We start from the raw sequence: 18,664 nt of genomic DNA on the forward strand, positions 1-18,664 counted from the left end.
TTGATGAGATTCGTTATTTTTGTCAAGAACTTTCAGAAATACCCTACGTTTCAGTATAAAAAACAAATATTAAATGTGCTTTTTCAATCAAAGCGTTAATTGGCAACCGTTTTTAAAAATGCTTCATTTAAGGTTTCAAATGGTAATTTACGACTAATCACCACTAAGCGAGACACTTTTTGCGCTGGATCTTGCCATGGTGAGCCATAGTCAAATCCAACCACTTTATGTACACCTTGAACAATCAAACGTTGTTCATTATCTTTAATTGCCAATACCCCTTTGTAACGTAACATGTCATTTCCGTACTGCTCGACTAAACTTTCCATAAAACTGCCAATCTTTTTAAGATCAAGTTCTCCGGCTTCAAACAGATAAGAACAGATATTATCATTCCAAGCGTTAGACGGTTTGGCATAGGGGATAGATTTGAAATTAACTTCTTGATTTTTTGAAGGGTTGATGACAAAAAAGCCTTGATTAATATTAAGCTCATCGTTCAAATCAAAGGCATGAATGTCTAGCCATTGTGATTTCGGGATTTCCCCCTTAATGGCTTGAAAAATTTGTGCTTTATTATTAATTTTATTGATTCTATTTAATACTTGAGATTTTCGCTCATCATCAATGCAATCTGTTTTTGTGATAATTATGCGATCGGCAAACCCAATTTGTGATTGCGCAACACGGTGCTCATCTAACTGTTGAGTAATATGTTGGGCATCAACGAGAGTAATAATTGCATCAAGTTCAATGGCTTGACGGATTAAATCATCAATAAAAAACGTTTGAATAATCGGTGCGGGATCGGCAAGGCCTGTAGTTTCAATAATAAGCCGATCAAATTGCAGCTCTCCGCTGGCTCGTTGAGCATGTAATTGATGTAGTGCTTCGGTAAGTTCACCCTGCACGGTACAACAAATACAACCATTTGTCATTTCGACAATTTGAATATCTGTGCTGGTATTTAATAATTCACTATCAAGGTTGACCGGACCAAATTCGTTTTCAATGATGATTATTTTCTCATCATGATGATGTTTTAACAGATAATTGATCAGCGTTGTTTTACCGGAACCGAGAAAACCAGTTAGTAAAGTGGCGGGCAGTAAAGAAGAAGGGAGCTGGTCTGTCATTACTTATCTCTCACGGTTAACAGCATTTAAAACCACCTTTACCGCCGTAACGTGCATCTTGCCGCTCTTTGAAAAACTCTTCATAAGTCATTGGGGTCTGATCGGGATGCGTCAACTTCATATGTTGCACATAGGTATCATAATCGGGAATGCCCACCATGAGTTTAGCTGCTTGACCGAGGTATTTTCCTGCTTTGGCAATTGAATCAAACATAGGTTTTCTCTTACTCAGTAAAGTTTTATTGCATAATATTATGAATGATAACTTTTTAGTTTCTTATAAACTAGCAAAATTATTCAACTAAAGACATTTCACTATAAAATGTCAATTAATTAGAGTCAATCATTGATTAACAGTAACCATGGTTAAATACGTTATTTTATATCATTTATATTTGTTGTAACTTATTTAAAGCCTAAAGATAACAATATATTTAATAAAATGCATTTATCTATCTTAAAATAACTTTTATAATACCGACAATTTTTTACAATAACGAGTTAATAATGGAAAAGTTTCACGTAATCGGCCCAACATCTTTAAATGGCGAAGTTGTTATTTCTGGTGCTAAAAATGCGGCACTACCTATCTTATTTGCTGCAATTTTGGCGCAAGATCCTGTTGAGTTACAAAATGTTCCTAAATTAAAAGATATTGATACGACTTTAGCTTTATTAAGTCAATTAGGAGTGAAGTGTGAACGTAATGGCTCCATTAAACTTGATGCAAGCCAACTTAATAACTATTGCGCACCTTACGATTTAGTTAAAACAATGCGTGCATCAATATGGGCTTTAGGGCCATTAGTTGCTCGTTTTGGTCAAGGACAGGTTTCATTACCCGGTGGCTGTGCGATAGGTGCAAGACCCGTTGATTTACACATTACCGGTTTACAGCAACTCGGGGCAACCATAACCCTTGATGAAGGCTATGTTAAAGCATCAGTGGATGGTCGATTAAAAGGCGCACATATTGTAATGGATAAAGTCAGTGTTGGTGCGACTGTGACAATTATGTCAGCAGCTACATTAGCAGAAGGTAAAACCATTATTGAAAATGCTGCTTGTGAACCTGAAATTGTAGATACAGCTAAATTTTTAAATACTTTAGGCGCGAAAATAACAGGTGCCGGTACTGTTCGTATTGAGATTGAAGGGGTTGAACGTTTAGGTGGCGGAGTGCATGAAATTGTTTCTGATCGTATCGAAACTGGTACTTTTTTAGTTGCAGCAGCCATATCAAAAGGTAAAATAACTTGTCGTAATACCGATCCTAGTTTACTTGACGCCGTCATATCAAAACTAAAAGAAGCCGGTGCAGATATCCAAACCGGTGATGATTGGATCTGTTTAGATATGCAAGGTAAACAACCTCAAGCGGTTAATATCCATACCGCACCACATCCGGGCTTTCCAACTGATATGCAAGCACAATTCTCTTTACTTAATATGGTTGCACAAGGTACCGGTATTATTAAAGAGACCATTTTTGAAAATAGATTTATGCATGTACCTGAACTTATTCGTATGGGTGCAAGAGCTGAAATCGAAGGTAATACCTTAATCACTCATGGTGTTGAAAAACTTAGTGGCGCTCAAGTTATGGCAACTGATTTACGTGCGTCAGCTAGTTTGGTGTTAGCCGGTTGTATTGCCGATGGCTTAACTATTGTTGATCGTATTTATCATATCGATCGTGGTTATGACAATATAGAAGACAAATTAAGAAAGTTAGGGGCCAAAATTGAAAGATGCGAATAATTTTGTGCTGTCAAATTTGTGTTAAATCATTAGGGTTAAAAGGAGTGTAATGATGACTAAAAAAGCATTAATCTTTTTATCAGAAGGCTGTGAAGAAACAGAAGCAGTGACTGTTATTGACCTTTTAACCCGTGCAGGCATTGAAGTGACCGATGCCAGTATCTCCCAAACACGTGAAGTTAAATGTTCACGAGGCGTAACAATTTTAGCGCAAAAAACATTTAACGAAGTTAAAGACCTTAATTTTGATATTGTGATTTTACCGGGCGGCTTAAAAGGCGCTGAAAATTTCAGAGATTGCCCGGCGCTGATTGAAAAATTAAAACAGACGCATCAAGCCGGTAACATTATCGCTGCGATTTGCGCATCACCAGCAATGGTGTTTCAATATCATAATTTACTTCCTGATGCATACATGACCGGTTATCCGACGACTAAAGATGCATTTAAACATTGGAAATCTGATAGAGCTTATTTTGATGTACAACACAAAGTGATCACCAGTCAAGGCCCGGCAACGTCAATTGATTTTGCATTAAAAATCATTGATGCTTTATTAGGGGCTGAAAAAGCGGCGGAAGTTGCAAAGCAACTTGTTTTACCGCTTGGCATCGATAACTATCAATAGCCATTACATGCAATCTTCAGCATTGTATGAAAAGTTAGTTAAAAGAGCGACATTAAGTGCTGTTTTAATTTCTACTTTTCTGATAATCATTAAATTAATTACCTGTTGGCTAACCGGGTCGATGAGCTTATTTGCGTCATTGTTAGATTCCGGTATCGACCTATTAGCGTCTGGTCTTAATTTCTTTTTAGTTCGTTATGCATTAAAACCTGCTGATGACGACCATACCTTTGGTCATGGTAAAGCTGAATCGCTAGCGGCGTTAGCGCAAGGTACTTTTATTATCGGCTCTGCAACGGTGTTATTGCTATCAAGTATCAAATCAATGATCTATCCAACCAGTATTCAAACGCCGTTACTAGGTATTGTGGTATCAACTATTTCTACTGTTTTTACTGCAACATTAATTTTATATCAAAGACATGTCATTAAAGTCACAAAAAGTAAAGCTATACAAGCGGATATGTTGCATTACTCTTCTGATTTGTTTATGAATATTGCTGTTGTTATTGCTTTATGTTTAAGTTGGTATGGGGTTGCTTATGCCGATGCTGGCTTTGCATTTTTTATATCGCTCTATATTTTTTATAATGCTTGTAAAATTGCTTACAATGCCATTCAAGATCTACTTGATCGTGCATTACCTGATAGTGATAACACTAGAATCGCTGAAATTGTTGCGATGTATTCAGATGTGCATGGTTTCCATGATCTCAAAACCAGACAAGCCGGCCCGGTTAAATTTATTCAGTTGCATATTGAACTGGATGATAATCTACCGTTAATTAAAGCGCATGCTATTGCTGATGCTATCGAAAAAAGCATCTCAAAAGAGTTCTCTCCGGCAAAAGTTATTATTCATCAAGATCCTCTCTCGGTTGTACCTACTGAAAAAAATCAGTAGAAAAATCATTCAAAATAGCTTTTATCTTCTATTGTTAGATATCTGTTAAGACTCTATAATAGCCAAAAGTCAATAATTTGGAGTTATTTTGTATGATAAAAAAAATAGGTATTTTAACCAGTGGTGGTGATGCACCGGGGATGAATGCAGCTATTCGTGGTGTAGTAAGAACTGCACTAACAGAAGGTCTGGATGTTTTTGGTATTTATGACGGTTACTTAGGTCTTTGTGAAAATCGAATCACACAGTTAGACCGTTCGAGTGTATCGGATATTATTACTCGAGGCGGTACTTTTTTAGGTTCTGCAAGATTTCCGGAGTTCAAAGATAAAGAAGTTAGGCAAAAAGCTATTGCTAACTTAAAACAACATCAAATCGATGCATTAGTCGTTATTGGTGGTGACGGCTCTTATATGGGAGCAATGCGATTAACGGAAGAAGGTTTTCCATGTATTGGTCTACCAGGCACAATAGATAATGATATTCGTGGGACTGATTACACAATCGGTTATTTCACTGCACTAAGCACTGCCGTTGAAGCAATTGATAGATTACGTGATACTTGTTCTTCGCATCACCGTATTTCGGTTATCGAAATTATGGGACGTGATTGTGGTGATTTAACCTTAAATGCAGCGGTTGCTGGCGGCTGTGAATTTATGATTATTCCTGAAGTTTCTTATACTAAAGAAGACTTAATTGAAGAGATCAAATTAGGATTTGCAAAAGGGAAAAAACATGCCATCGTCACTGTTACAGAACATATGTGCGATGTGAATAAGCTAGCTGCTGATATTGAAGCGGCGGTTCATCATGAAACCAGGGCAACAGTATTAGGCCATGTACAACGTGGTGGCTCACCAGTGCCTTACGATCGTATTTTAGGTTCTCGTATGGGTGCTTTTGCGGTAGAATTATTACAGCAAGGACACGCTGGGCGCTGTGTCGGTGTACAAAATGGCAAATTAGTACATCACGATATTATCGAAGCGATCAACACCATGAAACGACCATTTGATATGGATTTATATAATACAGCAAAACGCTTATTTTAATATTGATTGATTTTAAATTGCTCAAGCAATGTTATTCAAAGTAATATAACTAACAATTAGGTGAAATTTTGAAGTTTATAGCGCTAAAGTTATTATCGGCAAAAATTCACCTTTTAGATTTAAACTTCGTTTCTGCAAATTATTCGTTTATATTAAAGTAGTCTTTACCTTTCTTAATCATCTGTGAGCTTAGCAGTCGCTCGATAAATCTTAAAAACAGTCAATAAGGAAAGAACTTATGTCACTACATTATTTAGAAGATAAAAATCGGTTTTATGTTTGTGATGAAAATGATAATCAAGTTGGTGAAATGACCTTTACTCGTATTGGGCAAAATAAAGCAACGATTGATCATACTTATATAGAGCCGTCTTATCGTGGGCAAGGCATTGCTGATAAATTATTAGATCGGGTGGTTGAAAAATTACAGCAAGAACAACGGGAAATTATTCCTATCTGTTCATTTGCAGCTAAAAAGTTAGCAAAATAGCGAAGCGAAAATATTTATTATAATGTAAGGATTTAAAGTCTATTTTTGTCAAGATTTATTTTGTTTTTTTATTTTTGTAAAAGCTAGTTTTCTCTGTAAGAATATGTGTTAATGTATTGCAAATTAAATCTGTTAACTATCCGTATTTGAAAATGACATCAGTAAAAGCTCAGAAAATTCATTCTATCCATGTATTACGTGGTTTAGCAATTATTATGATTGTATTTAGCCACAGCTTAGGGGTATTTAAAAATAGTGGTTTAATTGCTAATAGTTATCTGTTTTCTTTTTTGAATTTATTTGCATTTAACTTTACTACTTTTTTTGTTTTAATCGCCGGTTTTTTATTTCAACATCTCACTTATAAATTTGATACTAAAACCTACTATTTATCCAAATTTAAAACCGTTGTTTGTCCTTATATATCCGTATCGATATTCTGCTTCTTCTTTTTCCATTATCAATATTTATCCGGTTTACCATTTTATTCATCAACAGAAACAAGCATGGTTAGTGCCATAGTTAAAATGATGTTAACTGGTACTGCGCTTTTACCTTTATGGTTTATGCCGATGATAATTATTATCTATTTAATGGGGCCACTACTTTATTCTTGGTCTAAAAAAAGTTTGATTATAGCCGGTTTAATTTGCATGTTTTGGGTTGTGATGTTTACTAAACCTGACTTTACTAAGCCATTATTGAATCTCTTACATTATGGACCAGTTTATTTAACCGGTATGATGATTAAGCAGAATTATGAAAAGATCATGAAAGCGGTTAAAGATAACTTAATTTTGGTTATGTTCTTTTTTTGCCTGTGTCTGTTTATACCCTATGCTTATCGTTATGTTAGTTATTTTGGGGTAGAAAACCTTTATTATGACACGCTACAAAAAATTGTCTTATTTATCTTAGCACTCTATTTTTTAGATAGTATTAATCATAAAACAAATGAAGGGAAAGTTTATAAATTCTTCTCTTATATGGCTAACATCAGTTTTCCTGTCTACTTTATACATGAAATTGTCATATTATTGTTAGAGCAACAAGTTATCGCCTCACCATTTGGCGACATCATTAAAACTGGTAATGGTGAGCTAGCTGCCTTAGGAGCAATAAGCTTTTTAATCTCAACACTATTAATAAGTGTGCTAATTGCTAATCTAATAAAATTTATTTTCAGAGATAAAGCCAAATTTCTCATTGGTGGTAGTCGATAGGATTTATTGATCCACATTCAAATCAACTACGATTAAAGAATAATTATTAGTTGACCGAAAAAGCCAGTGCATTCAAGTCGAAGCACTGGTTTTTTGTTTTCTCACTCTTTGTTATTGATCAGCAGCAAAATAGATTGAAAGATCAAATCATCATGATAAAAATGAATTGTTATTGCGTATGATTTGATCTCAAGCAATTTACTTTATTGATATTGTAAGTAGAGGGGCTTGATATTTATACAATTGAACCTATATAGACAATCCAAGACGGTAAAATATCATCGCATAACATGGCGCTTAGCCTTGAAATGGTGTGCAGTTTGATAGATATTCTCACTGTTTTATATGGCGCCTTAGTTTTATTCTGGTCATTTAGATAAATAATTTTGCGATAATGCTTGCCGTATGAGTTTATCAACAATTTTTCTGCTAATAATCTGTTTTTTCGTAATGTTCCTATTTATATTTGTAGAAAATCAAATCTGCCAAAAGCATTGATCTGAACAAATATAAGACAAACGAAAAAAAATGCCAATTTTTTGCTTGCTAAAAAAAATGAAGTGCCTATAATGCGCATCCACTGACACGGCGTCAGCGAAAGCAGACGGGAAAAGTGATTAGTGAGCAAGATCAAATTTTTTAAAAAAAGATCTTGACGAATAAAAAGGTGTAGCGTAGTATACGCAGCCCTTGAGACAGCAAACTGAAGCAAGCAATTGTGAAGTTAAATTGAAGCTGTCAGCTCTTTAAAAATAAGAAACAGACAATCTGTGTGGGCACTTGCGAGACGAAAAATTAAAAGTCTACGGACTCAAAAAATTAAGTCTTGATAAGTGACACTGAAGATTCATTTGAATAATGTCAGAGACAGTTATTGAGCATCAAACTTTAAATTGAAGAGTTTGATCATGGCTCAGATTGAACGCTGGCGGCAGGCTTAACACATGCAAGTCGAACGGTAACATGAGTGCTTGCACTTGATGACGAGTGGCGGACGGGTGAGTAAAGTATGGGGATCTGCCGAATGGAGGGGGACAACAGTTGGAAACGACTGCTAATACCGCATAAAGTTGAGAGACCAAAGCATGGGACCTTCGGGCCATGCGCCATTTGATGAACCCATATGGGATTAGCTAGTTGGTAGGGTAAAGGCTTACCAAGGCGACGATCTCTAGCTGGTCTGAGAGGATGACCAGCCACACTGGAACTGAGACACGGTCCAGACTCCTACGGGAGGCAGCAGTGGGGAATATTGCACAATGGGGGGAACCCTGATGCAGCCATGCCGCGTGTATGAAGAAGGCCTTCGGGTTGTAAAGTACTTTCGGTAATGAGGAAGGTGGTGTATCGAATAGGTGCATCAATTGACGTTAATTACAGAAGAAGCACCGGCTAACTCCGTGCCAGCAGCCGCGGTAATACGGAGGGTGCGAGCGTTAATCGGAATGACTGGGCGTAAAGGGCATGTAGGCGGATAATTAAGTTAGGTGTGAAAGCCCCGGGCTCAACCTGGGAACTGCACTTAAAACTGGTTATCTGGAGTATTGTAGAGGAAGGTAGAATTCCACGTGTAGCGGTGAAATGCGTAGAGATGTGGAGGAATACCGGTGGCGAAGGCGGCCTTCTGGACAGATACTGACGCTGAGATGCGAAAGCGTGGGGAGCAAACAGGATTAGATACCCTGGTAGTCCACGCTGTAAACGATGTCGATTTGGAGTTTGTTGCCTTGAGTGATGGGCTCCGAAGCTAACGCGATAAATCGACCGCCTGGGGAGTACGGCCGCAAGGTTAAAACTCAAATGAATTGACGGGGGCCCGCACAAGCGGTGGAGCATGTGGTTTAATTCGATGCAACGCGAAGAACCTTACCTGGTCTTGACATCCACAGAATCTTGCAGAGATGCGAGAGTGCCTTCGGGAACTGTGAGACAGGTGCTGCATGGCTGTCGTCAGCTCGTGTTGTGAAATGTTGGGTTAAGTCCCGCAACGAGCGCAACCCTTATCCTTTGTTGCCAGCGGTTTGGCCGGGAACTCAAAGGAGACTGCCGTTGATAAAGCGGAGGAAGGTGGGGACGACGTCAAGTCATCATGGCCCTTACGACCAGGGCTACACACGTGCTACAATGGCGTATACAAAGGGAGGCGACCTCGCGAGAGCAAGCGGACCTCATAAAGTACGTCTAAGTCCGGATTGGAGTCTGCAACTCGACTCCATGAAGTCGGAATCGCTAGTAATCGTGAATCAGAATGTCACGGTGAATACGTTCCCGGGCCTTGTACACACCGCCCGTCACACCATGGGAGTGGGTTGCACCAGAAGTAGATAGCTTAACCTTCGGGAGGGCGTTTACCACGGTGTGGTCCATGACTGGGGTGAAGTCGTAACAAGGTAACCGTAGGGGAACCTGCGGTTGGATCACCTCCTTACGAAGCGCTCGTAAGTGTTCACACAGATTGTTTGTTAAGAAAGAGTCACTTTATTGGGTCTGTAGCTCAGGTGGTTAGAGCGCACCCCTGATAAGGGTGAGGTCGGTGGTTCAAGTCCACTCAGACCCACCAATTCAACGGCATTGAGCGAGCCAGCTTGAGACGTGGAGAAGTGAAAATAATGGGGCTATAGCTCAGCTGGGAGAGCGCCTGCCTTGCACGCAGGAGGCCAGCGGTTCGATCCCGCTTAGCTCCACCATTAAAGCCGTCTCTTTTGAAAATTAAATTATGTTTGTATTTACTTTTAAGAGTAAATAGAAAGATAAAGCTCTTTAACAATTAGGAACAAGCTGAAAGAAACGAGTTCTCGTTTTTACGGAAGGCATTTGTATGAAAGTATGAATGTGAAGAAGTAGAAAAGAGAAAAAAGCGTAATTGAAACCAAGACAACTGTGAGTTGTAAGGTTAAGAAATTAAGCGTACACGGTGGATGCCTAGGCAATCAGAGGCGATGAAGGACGTGTTAATCTGCGAAAAGCGACGGTAAGCCGATAAAAGGCGCTATAACCGTTGATGTCCGAATGGGGAAACCCAGTGCAGGTGACTGCACTATCATCTGATGAATACATAGTCAGATGAGGCGAACCGGGAGAACTGAAACATCTAAGTACCCCGAGGAAAAGAAATCAACCGAGATTCCCAAAGTAGCGGCGAGCGAAATGGGAGGAGCCCAAGCGGGTAGCATAGTGTATTAGTGGAAGCGTCTGGAAAGTCGCACGACAGAGGGTGAAAGTCCCGTACACGAAAATGCATTATGTGGAAGCTTATAGAGTAGGGCGGGACACGTGATATCCTGTCTGAAGATGGGGGGACCATCCTCCAAGGCTAAATACTCCTGATTGACCGATAGTGAACCAGTACCGTGAGGGAAAGGCGAAAAGAACCCCGGGAGGGGAGTGAAATAGACCCTGAAACCGTGTACGTACAATCAGTGGGAGCATGTACCGTTGGGTATGTGTGACTGCGTACCTTTTGTATAATGGGTCAGCGACTTATATTCTGTAGCAAGGTTAACCGAATAGGGGAGCCGAAGGGAAACCGAGTATTAACTGTGCGAAAAGTTGCAGGGTATAGACCCGAAACCCGGTGATCTAGCCATGGGCAGGTTGAAGGTTGGTTAACACTAACTGGAGGACCGAACCGACTAATGTTGAAAAATTAGCGGATGACCTGTGGCTGGGGGTGAAAGGCCAATCAAACCGGGAGATAGCTGGTTCTCCCCGAAAGCTATTTAGGTAGCGCCTCATGAGTAACTGTTGGGGGTAGAGCACTGTTTCGGCTAGGGGGCCATCCCGGCTTACCAACCCGATGCAAACTCCGAATACTGACAAGTTTAATCATGGGAGACACACGGCGGGTGCTAACGTTCGTCGTGAAGAGGGAAACAACCCAGACCGCCAGCTAAGGTCCCGAAGTCATAGTTAAGTGGGAAACGAAGTGGGAAGGCTTAGACAGCTAGGATGTTGGCTTAGAAGCAGCCATCATTTAAAGAAAGCGTAATAGCTCACTAGTCGAGTCGGCCTGCGCGGAAGATGTAACGGGGCTAAAACTATGCACCGAAGCTGCGGCAGTGCACGAAAGTGTATTGGGTAGGGGAGCGTTCTGTAAGCCGTAGAAGGTGTGTTGTGAGGCATGCTGGAGGTATCAGAAGTGCGAATGCTGACATAAGTAACGATAAAGCGGGTGAAAAGCCCGCTCGCCGGAAGACCAAGGGTTCCTGTCCAACGTTAATCGGGGCAGGGTGAGTCGACCCCTAAGGAGAGGCCGAAGGGCGTATCTGATGGGAAACGGGTTAATATTCCCGTACTGGCTGTAACTGCGATGGGGGGACGAAGAAGGCTAGGTTTACCACCTATTGGATGGTGGGTTAAGCGTGTAGGGGTGTGATTAGGCAAATCCGGTCACTGAGACCCTGAGGCGTGATGACGAGCTACTAAGGTAGTGAAGTAATTGATGCCCTGCTTCCAGGAAAATCCTCTAAGCTTCAGGTTACAGTTAATCGTACCCGAAACCGACACAGGTGGTCAGGTAGAGAATACTCAGGCGCTTGAGAGAACTCGGGTGAAGGAACTAGGCAAAATGGTGCCGTAACTTCGGGAGAAGGCACGCTGACGGTAATTGAAATCCCATGCGGACGTAGGTGAAATCAGTCGAAGATACCAGCTGGCTGCAACTGTTTAATAAAAACACAGCACTGTGCAAACACGAAAGTGGACGTATACGGTGTGACGCCTGCCCGGTGCTGGAAGGTTAATTGATGGGGTTATGCGTAAGCAGAAGCTCTTGATCGAAGCCCCAGTAAACGGCGGCCGTAACTATAACGGTCCTAAGGTAGCGAAATTCCTTGTCGGGTAAGTTCCGACCTGCACGAATGGCGTAATGATGGCCAGGCTGTCTCCACCCGAGACTCAGTGAAATTGAAATTGCCGTGAAGATGCGGTGTACCCGTGGCAAGACGGAAAGACCCCGTGAACCTTTACTATAGCTTGACAGTGAACATTGAGCCTTAATGTGTAGGATAGGTGGGAGACTATGAAGCATGCACGCCAGTGTGTGTGGAGTCATCCTTGAAATACCACCCTTTAATGTTTGATGTTCTAACCTGTACTTCTGAATCGAGGTAAGGGACACTGTCTGGTGGGTAGTTTGACTGGGGCGGTCTCCTCCCAAAGAGTAACGGAGGAGCACGAAGGTTAGCTAATCCTGGTCGGACATCAGGAGGTTAGTGCAATGGCAAAAGCTAGCTTGACTGCGAGAGTGACGGCTCGAGCAGGTACGAAAGTAGGTCATAGTGATCCGGTGGTTCTGAATGGAAGGGCCATCGCTCAACGGATAAAAGGTACTCCGGGGATAACAGGCTGATACCGCCCAAGAGTTCATATCGACGGCGGTGTTTGGCACCTCGATGTCGGCTCATCACATCCTGGGGCTGAAGTAGGTCCCAAGGGTACGGCTGTTCGCCGTTTAAAGTGGTACGCGAGCTGGGTTTAGAACGTCGTGAGACAGTTCGGTCCCTATCTGCCATGGGCGTAGGAAAATTGAGAGGGTTTGCTTCTAGTACGAGAGGACCGAAGTGAACGCACCGCTGGTGTTCGGGTTGTGATGCCAATTGCATTGCCCGGTAGCTACGTGCGGAATAGATAAGTGCTGAAAGCATCTAAGCACGAAACTAGCCTCGAGATGAGTTTTCCCTGAAGAGATTCAGTAAGGTCCGTTTGAGACTAAGACGTAGATAGGTCAGGTGTGTAAGTGTAGTGATACATTGAGCTAACTGATACTAATGAACCGAGAGTCTTAACCTTACAACTCGGAGTTGTTTTGGGTTACGCAAGTTGAGAGTAAGAAATCATCGAAAGGTGATGAAAGATTGATAAAACAGTTTGTTCCGGATTGAGCGATTGATGCAGACATGCGATAATGCGCATCAGTTGAAGAAAGAGAAGACAGAATATGTCTGGCGGTAATAGCGCGGTGGTCCCACCTGACCCCATGCCGAACTCAGAAGTGAAACGCCGTAGTGCCGATGGTAGTGTGGGTATTACCCATGTGAGAGTAGGGTGCCGCCAGACTTTTAAATTAGAGCGAAAGCCCAGCAGAGATGCTGGGCTTTTTTGCATCTTATCGTTTAAATATTTAGGTTAAATGATTACGCAACGATCGTATAATTTCAATCCATTTGTCTAAGGAGTGAACAATGGATAATCTGGAGTATTTATATCAGTTTTTTGGATCTGATTTTATTCAAAAATATACAACAGTTCCTCAGTTGGTTGGAATATTAGGTTATCTTGTTGGCGTAAGTGCTTTTTTACAACGTAAAGATAGCGCTTTTCGTAATCAATTAACCCTAGTCAATATCATTATGACACTGCATTTTTATCTGCTGGGTCCCGAATCTTATCCGGCAGCTATCCTAAATATTATCAATATTTTCCGAAATATTACCTCAGCATATACCAAAAGCCTGTTGGCAATGTTGTTTTTTATAGCCCTAATGTGGATATTTTATTTTCTCACTACGCCCGACTGCACGCAATTTATTCACTATTTCTCTGTTATCGGTACGACACTGGTAACCATTGCGCTTTTTCGTTTTCAGCAACAGCAAATGCGCTTACTGATCTTACTCAGTAGTGCACTATGGATAATCTATAGTTTAGTGATAGGTTCACTCGGTAGTCTGGCTATTGAAATCACATTTGCGGTGATTAACATCGTGACGATTATCAAATTAGCGAAAAAAACATCTGAATAACAGCATATTTATACGTTTAACATCATTTTTCTATTTATTTATTGCTGTATGTATGAAACAATTCAGCTATATAAAAAATAAATTTTTTGAGGTAGTCAGTGATCGATAATGATGGCTACCGTCCAAATGTAGGAATAGTTATTTGTAACAGGTATGGTCAAGTACTTTGGGCTCGTCGTTACGGGCAAAATTCTTGGCAGTTTCCTCAGGGCGGAATAAAACAAAACGAAACGCCTGAGCAGGCAATGTTTCGAGAACTTAATGAAGAGGTAGGATTATTACCAAAAGATGTAAAAATTTTGTCAGTAACTAATGGTTGGCTTCGTTATAAATTACCCAAAAGAATGATTCGTTGGGAAAATCAACCTGTTTGTATTGGACAAAAGCAGAAATGGTTTTTATTAGAGCTTATTTCTGATCCGTCGGTGATTAATCTAAACATGTCTTCTACCCCGGAATTTGATGATTGGAAATGGGTAAGCTATTGGTACCCTATTAGACAGGTTATTGCTTTTAAACGGGATGTATACCGAAAAGCAATGAAAGAATTTTGCTTATCTGTATTTACCATACAGTCTGAATCGGATTTACCTGTAGCAAATGTTTCTAAAAAGAAACGATTTAATTTCTTTGTTCATAAACGAAAAAACAAACAGCGTGTAAAAAAATGAATCAATATTTACAATTTCCGGATTTTAATCCAGTTGCACTTTCATTAGGTCCTATTTCTTTGCATTGGTATGGTTTGATGTATCTATTTGGCATAGTTGGTGCGCTTTTTCTGGCAAAACGCCGAGCGAGTAAACCCGATAGTCAATGGACAGCACAACAAGTTGAAAATCTCCTTTTCTGGGGCTTTTTAGGGCTCTTTATTGGTGGAAGAGTAGGTTATGTCTTTTTCTACAATTTCGAAGCCTTTATGCACGACCCTATAACGCTATTTAAAGTGTGGGAAGGGGGAATGTCATTTCATGGAGGCTTAATTGGCGCCATCTGCGTAATAGCAATTTTTGCCAAAAAAACGGGCAAAACGTTTATGCAAGTAGCTGATTTTGTTGCACCGTTGGTACCAATCGGATTGATGTTTGGTCGATTTGGTAATTTTATCAATGGCGAACTGTGGGGGCGTGTTACCAATTCATCCATTGGCATGTTATTTCCGACATCTGCGCATGCTGATTTTATGTTTGTGCAGTCTCACCCTGAGTGGTACTCGCTTTATTCGCAATTGAATGGTATCTTGCCAAGACATCCATCTCAACTTTACGAAATGTTTTTTGAAGGGATTGTTCTATTTATCATCTTAAATCTATTTATTCGCAAACCTCGACCAACAGGCAGTGTATCCGGTCTATTTTTGCTTTGCTATGGTGTGTTTAGATTTGTCATTGAATTCTACCGACAACCCGATGAACAGTTGGGCTTATTTTTAAACATCATTAGTATGGGACAAATTTTATGCCTACCAATGATTTTTGGTGGTATTTTCATTCTTTTATATGCTTACAGATTTAATAAAAAGGCCATAAAACCATGAAACAATATTTAGCACTTATGCAAAAAATTTTAGATGAAGGAACACCTAAATCAGATCGAACAGGAACAGGGACCTTATCTATTTTTGGTCATCAGATGCGATTTAATTTACAAGATGGTTTCCCATTGGTCACCACCAAAAAATGTCATTTACGTTCAATTATCCACGAATTGCTTTGGTTTTTAAAAGGCGATACCAATATAAAGTATTTACAAGATAACAAAGTGACCATTTGGGATGAATGGGCTGATGAAAATGGTGATTTAGGCCCTGTGTATGGCAAACAGTGGCGAGCATGGGGAGCTGCCGACGGGCGTCAAATCGATCAGATTTCGCAACTAATTGAACAAATCAAACATGACCCGGATTCAAGAAGGATGATTGTTTCAGCCTGGAATGTGGGTGAGCTTGATCAAATGGCTTTAGCGCCTTGTCATGCTTTTTTCCAATTCTACGTGGCACAAGGTAAACTTTCTTGTCAGCTTTATCAGCGTTCATGTGACGTTTTTTTAGGTCTACCTTTTAATATTGCTAGCTATTCACTTCTTGTGCATATGATTGCACAGCAGTGTGATTTAGAAGTCGGTGATTTTGTCTGGACAGGCGGCGATACTCACCTTTACTCAAATCATATGGAGCAAACACATTTACAGTTAACTCGTGAACCAAGAGCGTTACCAAAACTGGTTATCAAACGTAAACCACCGACAATCTTTGATTATGTCTTCGAGGATTTTGACATCGTTGATTATGATCCTTATCCGGCAATTAAAGCACCGGTTGCAGTCTAATTGTTTGTCAAGAAGTTTCAGAAATAGTATACGTTTGAGTATAAAATTAGCGCTGTTAAAGTGTTAAATTTCACAATAGGGATTAATCAATTTAATCCCTAACATCTGTTTCAAATCATTAGCTTTATGCAAACGCCTTATCTTGATGAAGGATTAAAGCAACCCTCGGGCATGTTATTTTTCTGCCTCTTAAATCAAGATTTGGTATATAATAATCTACTTTGTTTAAATAATTATTTGATCTTAATATGAATCAAAATCAGGAAATACGCCCCATTTTTTCAAAACGTTTATTACACCCTCGTTACTGGTTAACGTGGTTTGGTATTGGTATTTTGTATCTAATCGTTTTATTGCCTTATCCAATCATTTATCAAATTGGTAAAGGTCTAGGCTTGCTTTCCATGAAATTGATAGGTAAACGTAAAGAGACCGCCAGACAAAACCTTAAGCTCTGTTTTCCTGAAAAGTCACAGCAAGAACGAGACCAATTGTTGCGAGAAAATTTTATTTCAACTGGTGTTGCTATTTTCGAAACAGGAATCGCTTGGTTTTGGTCAGATAAACGGCTAGCTAAACAATCCTCGATTGTCGGTGATTCTTATATTACCCAAATACAGCAATCGGGTCAGGGTGTACTGCTTATTGGCATCCACTTTTTAACACTTGAATTAGGTGCCCGTATTTTAGGTATGAGTCATCCGGGAGTTGGGGTCTACCGACCAAACGATAATCCGGTAATGGATTATGTTCAGCTTAAAGGCCGCTTGAAATCAAATAAATATATGTTAGATCGCTATAACACCAAAGGAATGGTTCGGGCGTTAAAAAATGGCGAATTACTGTGGTACGCCCCCGATCATGACTACGGACCTAAAAATAGCGTGTTTGCGCCACTATTTTCAGTTGAAAAAGCAGCGACAACCATTGGCACGCGCATTTTAGTTAAACTCGGTCACCCGGCTATTATTCCATTTACCCCTAAACGTGAAAAAAATGGTCATTATACCGTGTATGTTACACCGCCACTTGAAGGGTATCCGGTCGATGATGATGTTCAAGCTGCAACCTTTATGAATAAAGCTATCGAACAGGAAATTTTAAAAGCTCCCGAACAATATATGTGGTTGCATCGACGATTTAAAACTCGTCCAAAAGGTGAGGCGCCGTTATACACAGATAGTGTTCAATCTGACTAAAACAGGTTATTTGAAATTGTTGGTTAAAAGAGTCAAAACGAAATATGCAAAAACTTAATAAAATTATTCTCTATTGCCGTTGTGGATTTGAAAAAGAGTGTGCAGCAGAAATTACCGATAAAGCCACACAGCATGAGATATACGGTTTTGCCAAAGTAAAAGATAACAGTGGTTATGTCGTGTTTGAATGCTATCAACCTGAAGATGCACAGCGCCTTATTAAAACGTTATCATTTAGAACACTTATCTTTGCAAGGCAGATGTTTGTATCTGGTGACCTACTAACAGATCTGCCAACCAACGATCGCATATCACCAATAATTGATGCACTAACCGGATGTGTCGAAAAAGCGGGCGATTTGCGGGTTGAAGTTGCTGATACCAATGAAGGTAAAGCGTTAGCGGGGTTTTGCCGTAAATTTACTGTTCCGCTCAGACAGGCTCTGAGAAATAAGCGAATTCTACTAAAAGTGCAAAATCCTTCACGCCCGGTTATTCACTTATTATTTATCAATAACCATAGCTGTTATGTTGGCTATTCATTAAGCCAAAACAATTCGCCTTTTTATATGGGGATTGCAAGATTGAAATTTCCGTCTGATGCACCGTCTCGCTCAACCTTAAAATTGGAAGAAGCATTTCATATTTTTATTCCTTATGAAGAGTGGGATGAACGCTTAAAAGGCGGCTTAAATGCCGTCGACCTTGGCGCTTGCCCGGGCGGCTGGACATATCAGCTAGTTAAACGTAGTATGATGGTTTATGCCATCGATAATGGACCAATGAATGAAAAATTAATGGAAACCGGTCAAGTTAAACACTTTCGTGAGGATGGTTTTAAATTTGAACCGAAAAAACATAATATTTATTGGTTGGTCTGTGATATGGTTGAAAAACCCGCTAAAGTGACTGAGTTAATTGCAAAGTGGCTAATCAATGGTTGGTGTCGAGAAACGATCTTTAATCTCAAATTACCTATGAAAAAGCGTTATGAAGAAGTCAAACAAAATTTGGAGCTACTACATAACCAACTGAAAAATCATCAGATTAATGTACAAATAGAGGCAAAACAGCTTTATCATGATCGCGAAGAGATCACCGTGCATGTACAAAGAATTTGGGGATAGCAAACGAATTTAATAACTTGATTATCGCTCGCTTAATTAGCCATTGGCTAATAATTGAGGTAACTGTTAA

At 40.0% G+C, this 18,664-nt stretch carries 14 protein-coding genes, 2 tRNA genes and 3 rRNA genes; 17 read left to right on the forward strand and 2 right to left on the reverse strand.

The genetic code is table 11. The features are described from left to right. Positions 1-95 precede the first annotated feature (95 nt). On the reverse strand, positions 96-1,136 hold the full coding sequence (locus GYM74_RS01505; RefSeq protein ID WP_220218742.1) for a GTP-binding protein: 1,041 nt from the start codon (positions 1,134-1,136) through the stop codon (positions 96-98). 16 nt (positions 1,137-1,152) lie between these two features. Continuing rightward, positions 1,153-1,350, reverse strand: a complete 198-nt coding sequence (locus tag GYM74_RS01510; protein ID WP_220218743.1) for a YbdD/YjiX family protein — start codon at positions 1,348-1,350, stop codon at positions 1,153-1,155. A 293-nt stretch (positions 1,351-1,643) separates the two neighbouring features. Between GYM74_RS01510 and murA the strand changes: the two genes are divergently transcribed. The 17 genes from murA to rlmM all read left to right on the forward strand — a co-directional run bounded on the left by murA (position 1,644) and on the right by rlmM (position 18,594). After that, complete coding sequence (gene murA, locus GYM74_RS01515; RefSeq protein ID WP_220218744.1) at positions 1,644-2,897, forward strand: UDP-N-acetylglucosamine 1-carboxyvinyltransferase; 1,254 nt, start codon at positions 1,644-1,646, stop codon at positions 2,895-2,897. A 52-nt stretch (positions 2,898-2,949) separates the two neighbouring features. Beyond that, on the forward strand, positions 2,950-3,525 hold the full coding sequence (locus GYM74_RS01520) for a DJ-1 family glyoxalase III (RefSeq protein WP_370634041.1): 576 nt from the start codon (positions 2,950-2,952) through the stop codon (positions 3,523-3,525). 7 nt (positions 3,526-3,532) lie between these two features. Next, positions 3,533-4,429, forward strand: a complete 897-nt coding sequence (locus tag GYM74_RS01525) for a cation diffusion facilitator family transporter (protein ID WP_220218746.1) — start codon at positions 3,533-3,535, stop codon at positions 4,427-4,429. A gap of 92 nt (positions 4,430-4,521) precedes the next feature. Further along, the gene (gene pfkA / locus GYM74_RS01530) at positions 4,522-5,484 is read left to right on the forward strand and encodes a 6-phosphofructokinase (RefSeq protein ID WP_220218747.1); all 963 of its coding nucleotides are present in this window, start codon (positions 4,522-4,524) and stop codon (positions 5,482-5,484) included. Between the two features lie 238 nt (positions 5,485-5,722). Beyond that, entirely contained in the window at positions 5,723-5,974 is a 252-nt protein-coding gene (locus GYM74_RS01535; RefSeq protein WP_220218748.1) for a GNAT family N-acetyltransferase, read from the forward strand. A gap of 152 nt (positions 5,975-6,126) precedes the next feature. Beyond that, on the forward strand, positions 6,127-7,197 hold the full coding sequence (locus GYM74_RS01540) for an acyltransferase (RefSeq protein ID WP_220218749.1): 1,071 nt from the start codon (positions 6,127-6,129) through the stop codon (positions 7,195-7,197). An 890-nt stretch (positions 7,198-8,087) separates the two neighbouring features. Then, positions 8,088-9,625, forward strand: a 16S ribosomal RNA gene (locus GYM74_RS01545). A gap of 55 nt (positions 9,626-9,680) precedes the next feature. Next, positions 9,681-9,757 (forward strand) — tRNA-Ile (locus GYM74_RS01550). A 51-nt stretch (positions 9,758-9,808) separates the two neighbouring features. Then, positions 9,809-9,884, forward strand: a tRNA-Ala gene (locus tag GYM74_RS01555). 204 nt (positions 9,885-10,088) lie between these two features. Further along, a 23S ribosomal RNA gene (locus GYM74_RS01560) occupies positions 10,089-12,987 on the forward strand. Between the two features lie 151 nt (positions 12,988-13,138). Continuing rightward, positions 13,139-13,254: ribosomal RNA gene (rrf, locus tag GYM74_RS01565) — 5S ribosomal RNA — on the forward strand. The 16S, 23S and 5S rRNA genes sit together here with 2 tRNA genes alongside, the layout of an rRNA operon. A 125-nt stretch (positions 13,255-13,379) precedes the next feature. Beyond that, entirely contained in the window at positions 13,380-13,940 is a 561-nt protein-coding gene (locus GYM74_RS01570) for a YgjV family protein (protein WP_220218750.1), read from the forward strand. A 98-nt stretch (positions 13,941-14,038) separates the two neighbouring features. Further along, positions 14,039-14,611 (forward strand): RNA pyrophosphohydrolase, encoded by a 573-nt coding sequence (gene rppH / locus GYM74_RS01575; RefSeq protein WP_220218751.1) that lies wholly within the window; start codon positions 14,039-14,041, stop codon positions 14,609-14,611. Then, complete coding sequence (lgt, locus tag GYM74_RS01580) at positions 14,608-15,477, forward strand: prolipoprotein diacylglyceryl transferase (protein ID WP_220218752.1); 870 nt, start codon at positions 14,608-14,610, stop codon at positions 15,475-15,477. The genes rppH and lgt overlap by 4 nt, the downstream gene beginning before the upstream one ends. Beyond that, the gene (gene thyA / locus GYM74_RS01585) at positions 15,474-16,268 is read left to right on the forward strand and encodes a thymidylate synthase (protein WP_220218753.1); all 795 of its coding nucleotides are present in this window, start codon (positions 15,474-15,476) and stop codon (positions 16,266-16,268) included. The genes lgt and thyA overlap by 4 nt, the downstream gene beginning before the upstream one ends. A 248-nt stretch (positions 16,269-16,516) precedes the next feature. Further along, positions 16,517-17,467, forward strand: a complete 951-nt coding sequence (locus tag GYM74_RS01590) for a Kdo(2)-lipid IV(A) acyltransferase (RefSeq protein ID WP_220218754.1) — start codon at positions 16,517-16,519, stop codon at positions 17,465-17,467. 44 nt (positions 17,468-17,511) lie between these two features. After that, the gene (gene rlmM / locus GYM74_RS01595; protein WP_220218755.1) at positions 17,512-18,594 is read left to right on the forward strand and encodes a 23S rRNA (cytidine(2498)-2'-O)-methyltransferase RlmM; all 1,083 of its coding nucleotides are present in this window, start codon (positions 17,512-17,514) and stop codon (positions 18,592-18,594) included. Positions 18,595-18,664: the final 70 nt, after the last annotated feature.

It is taken from the genome of Gilliamella sp. ESL0405 (assembly GCF_019469205.1).
Classification (GTDB): domain Bacteria; phylum Pseudomonadota; class Gammaproteobacteria; order Enterobacterales; family Orbaceae; genus Gilliamella.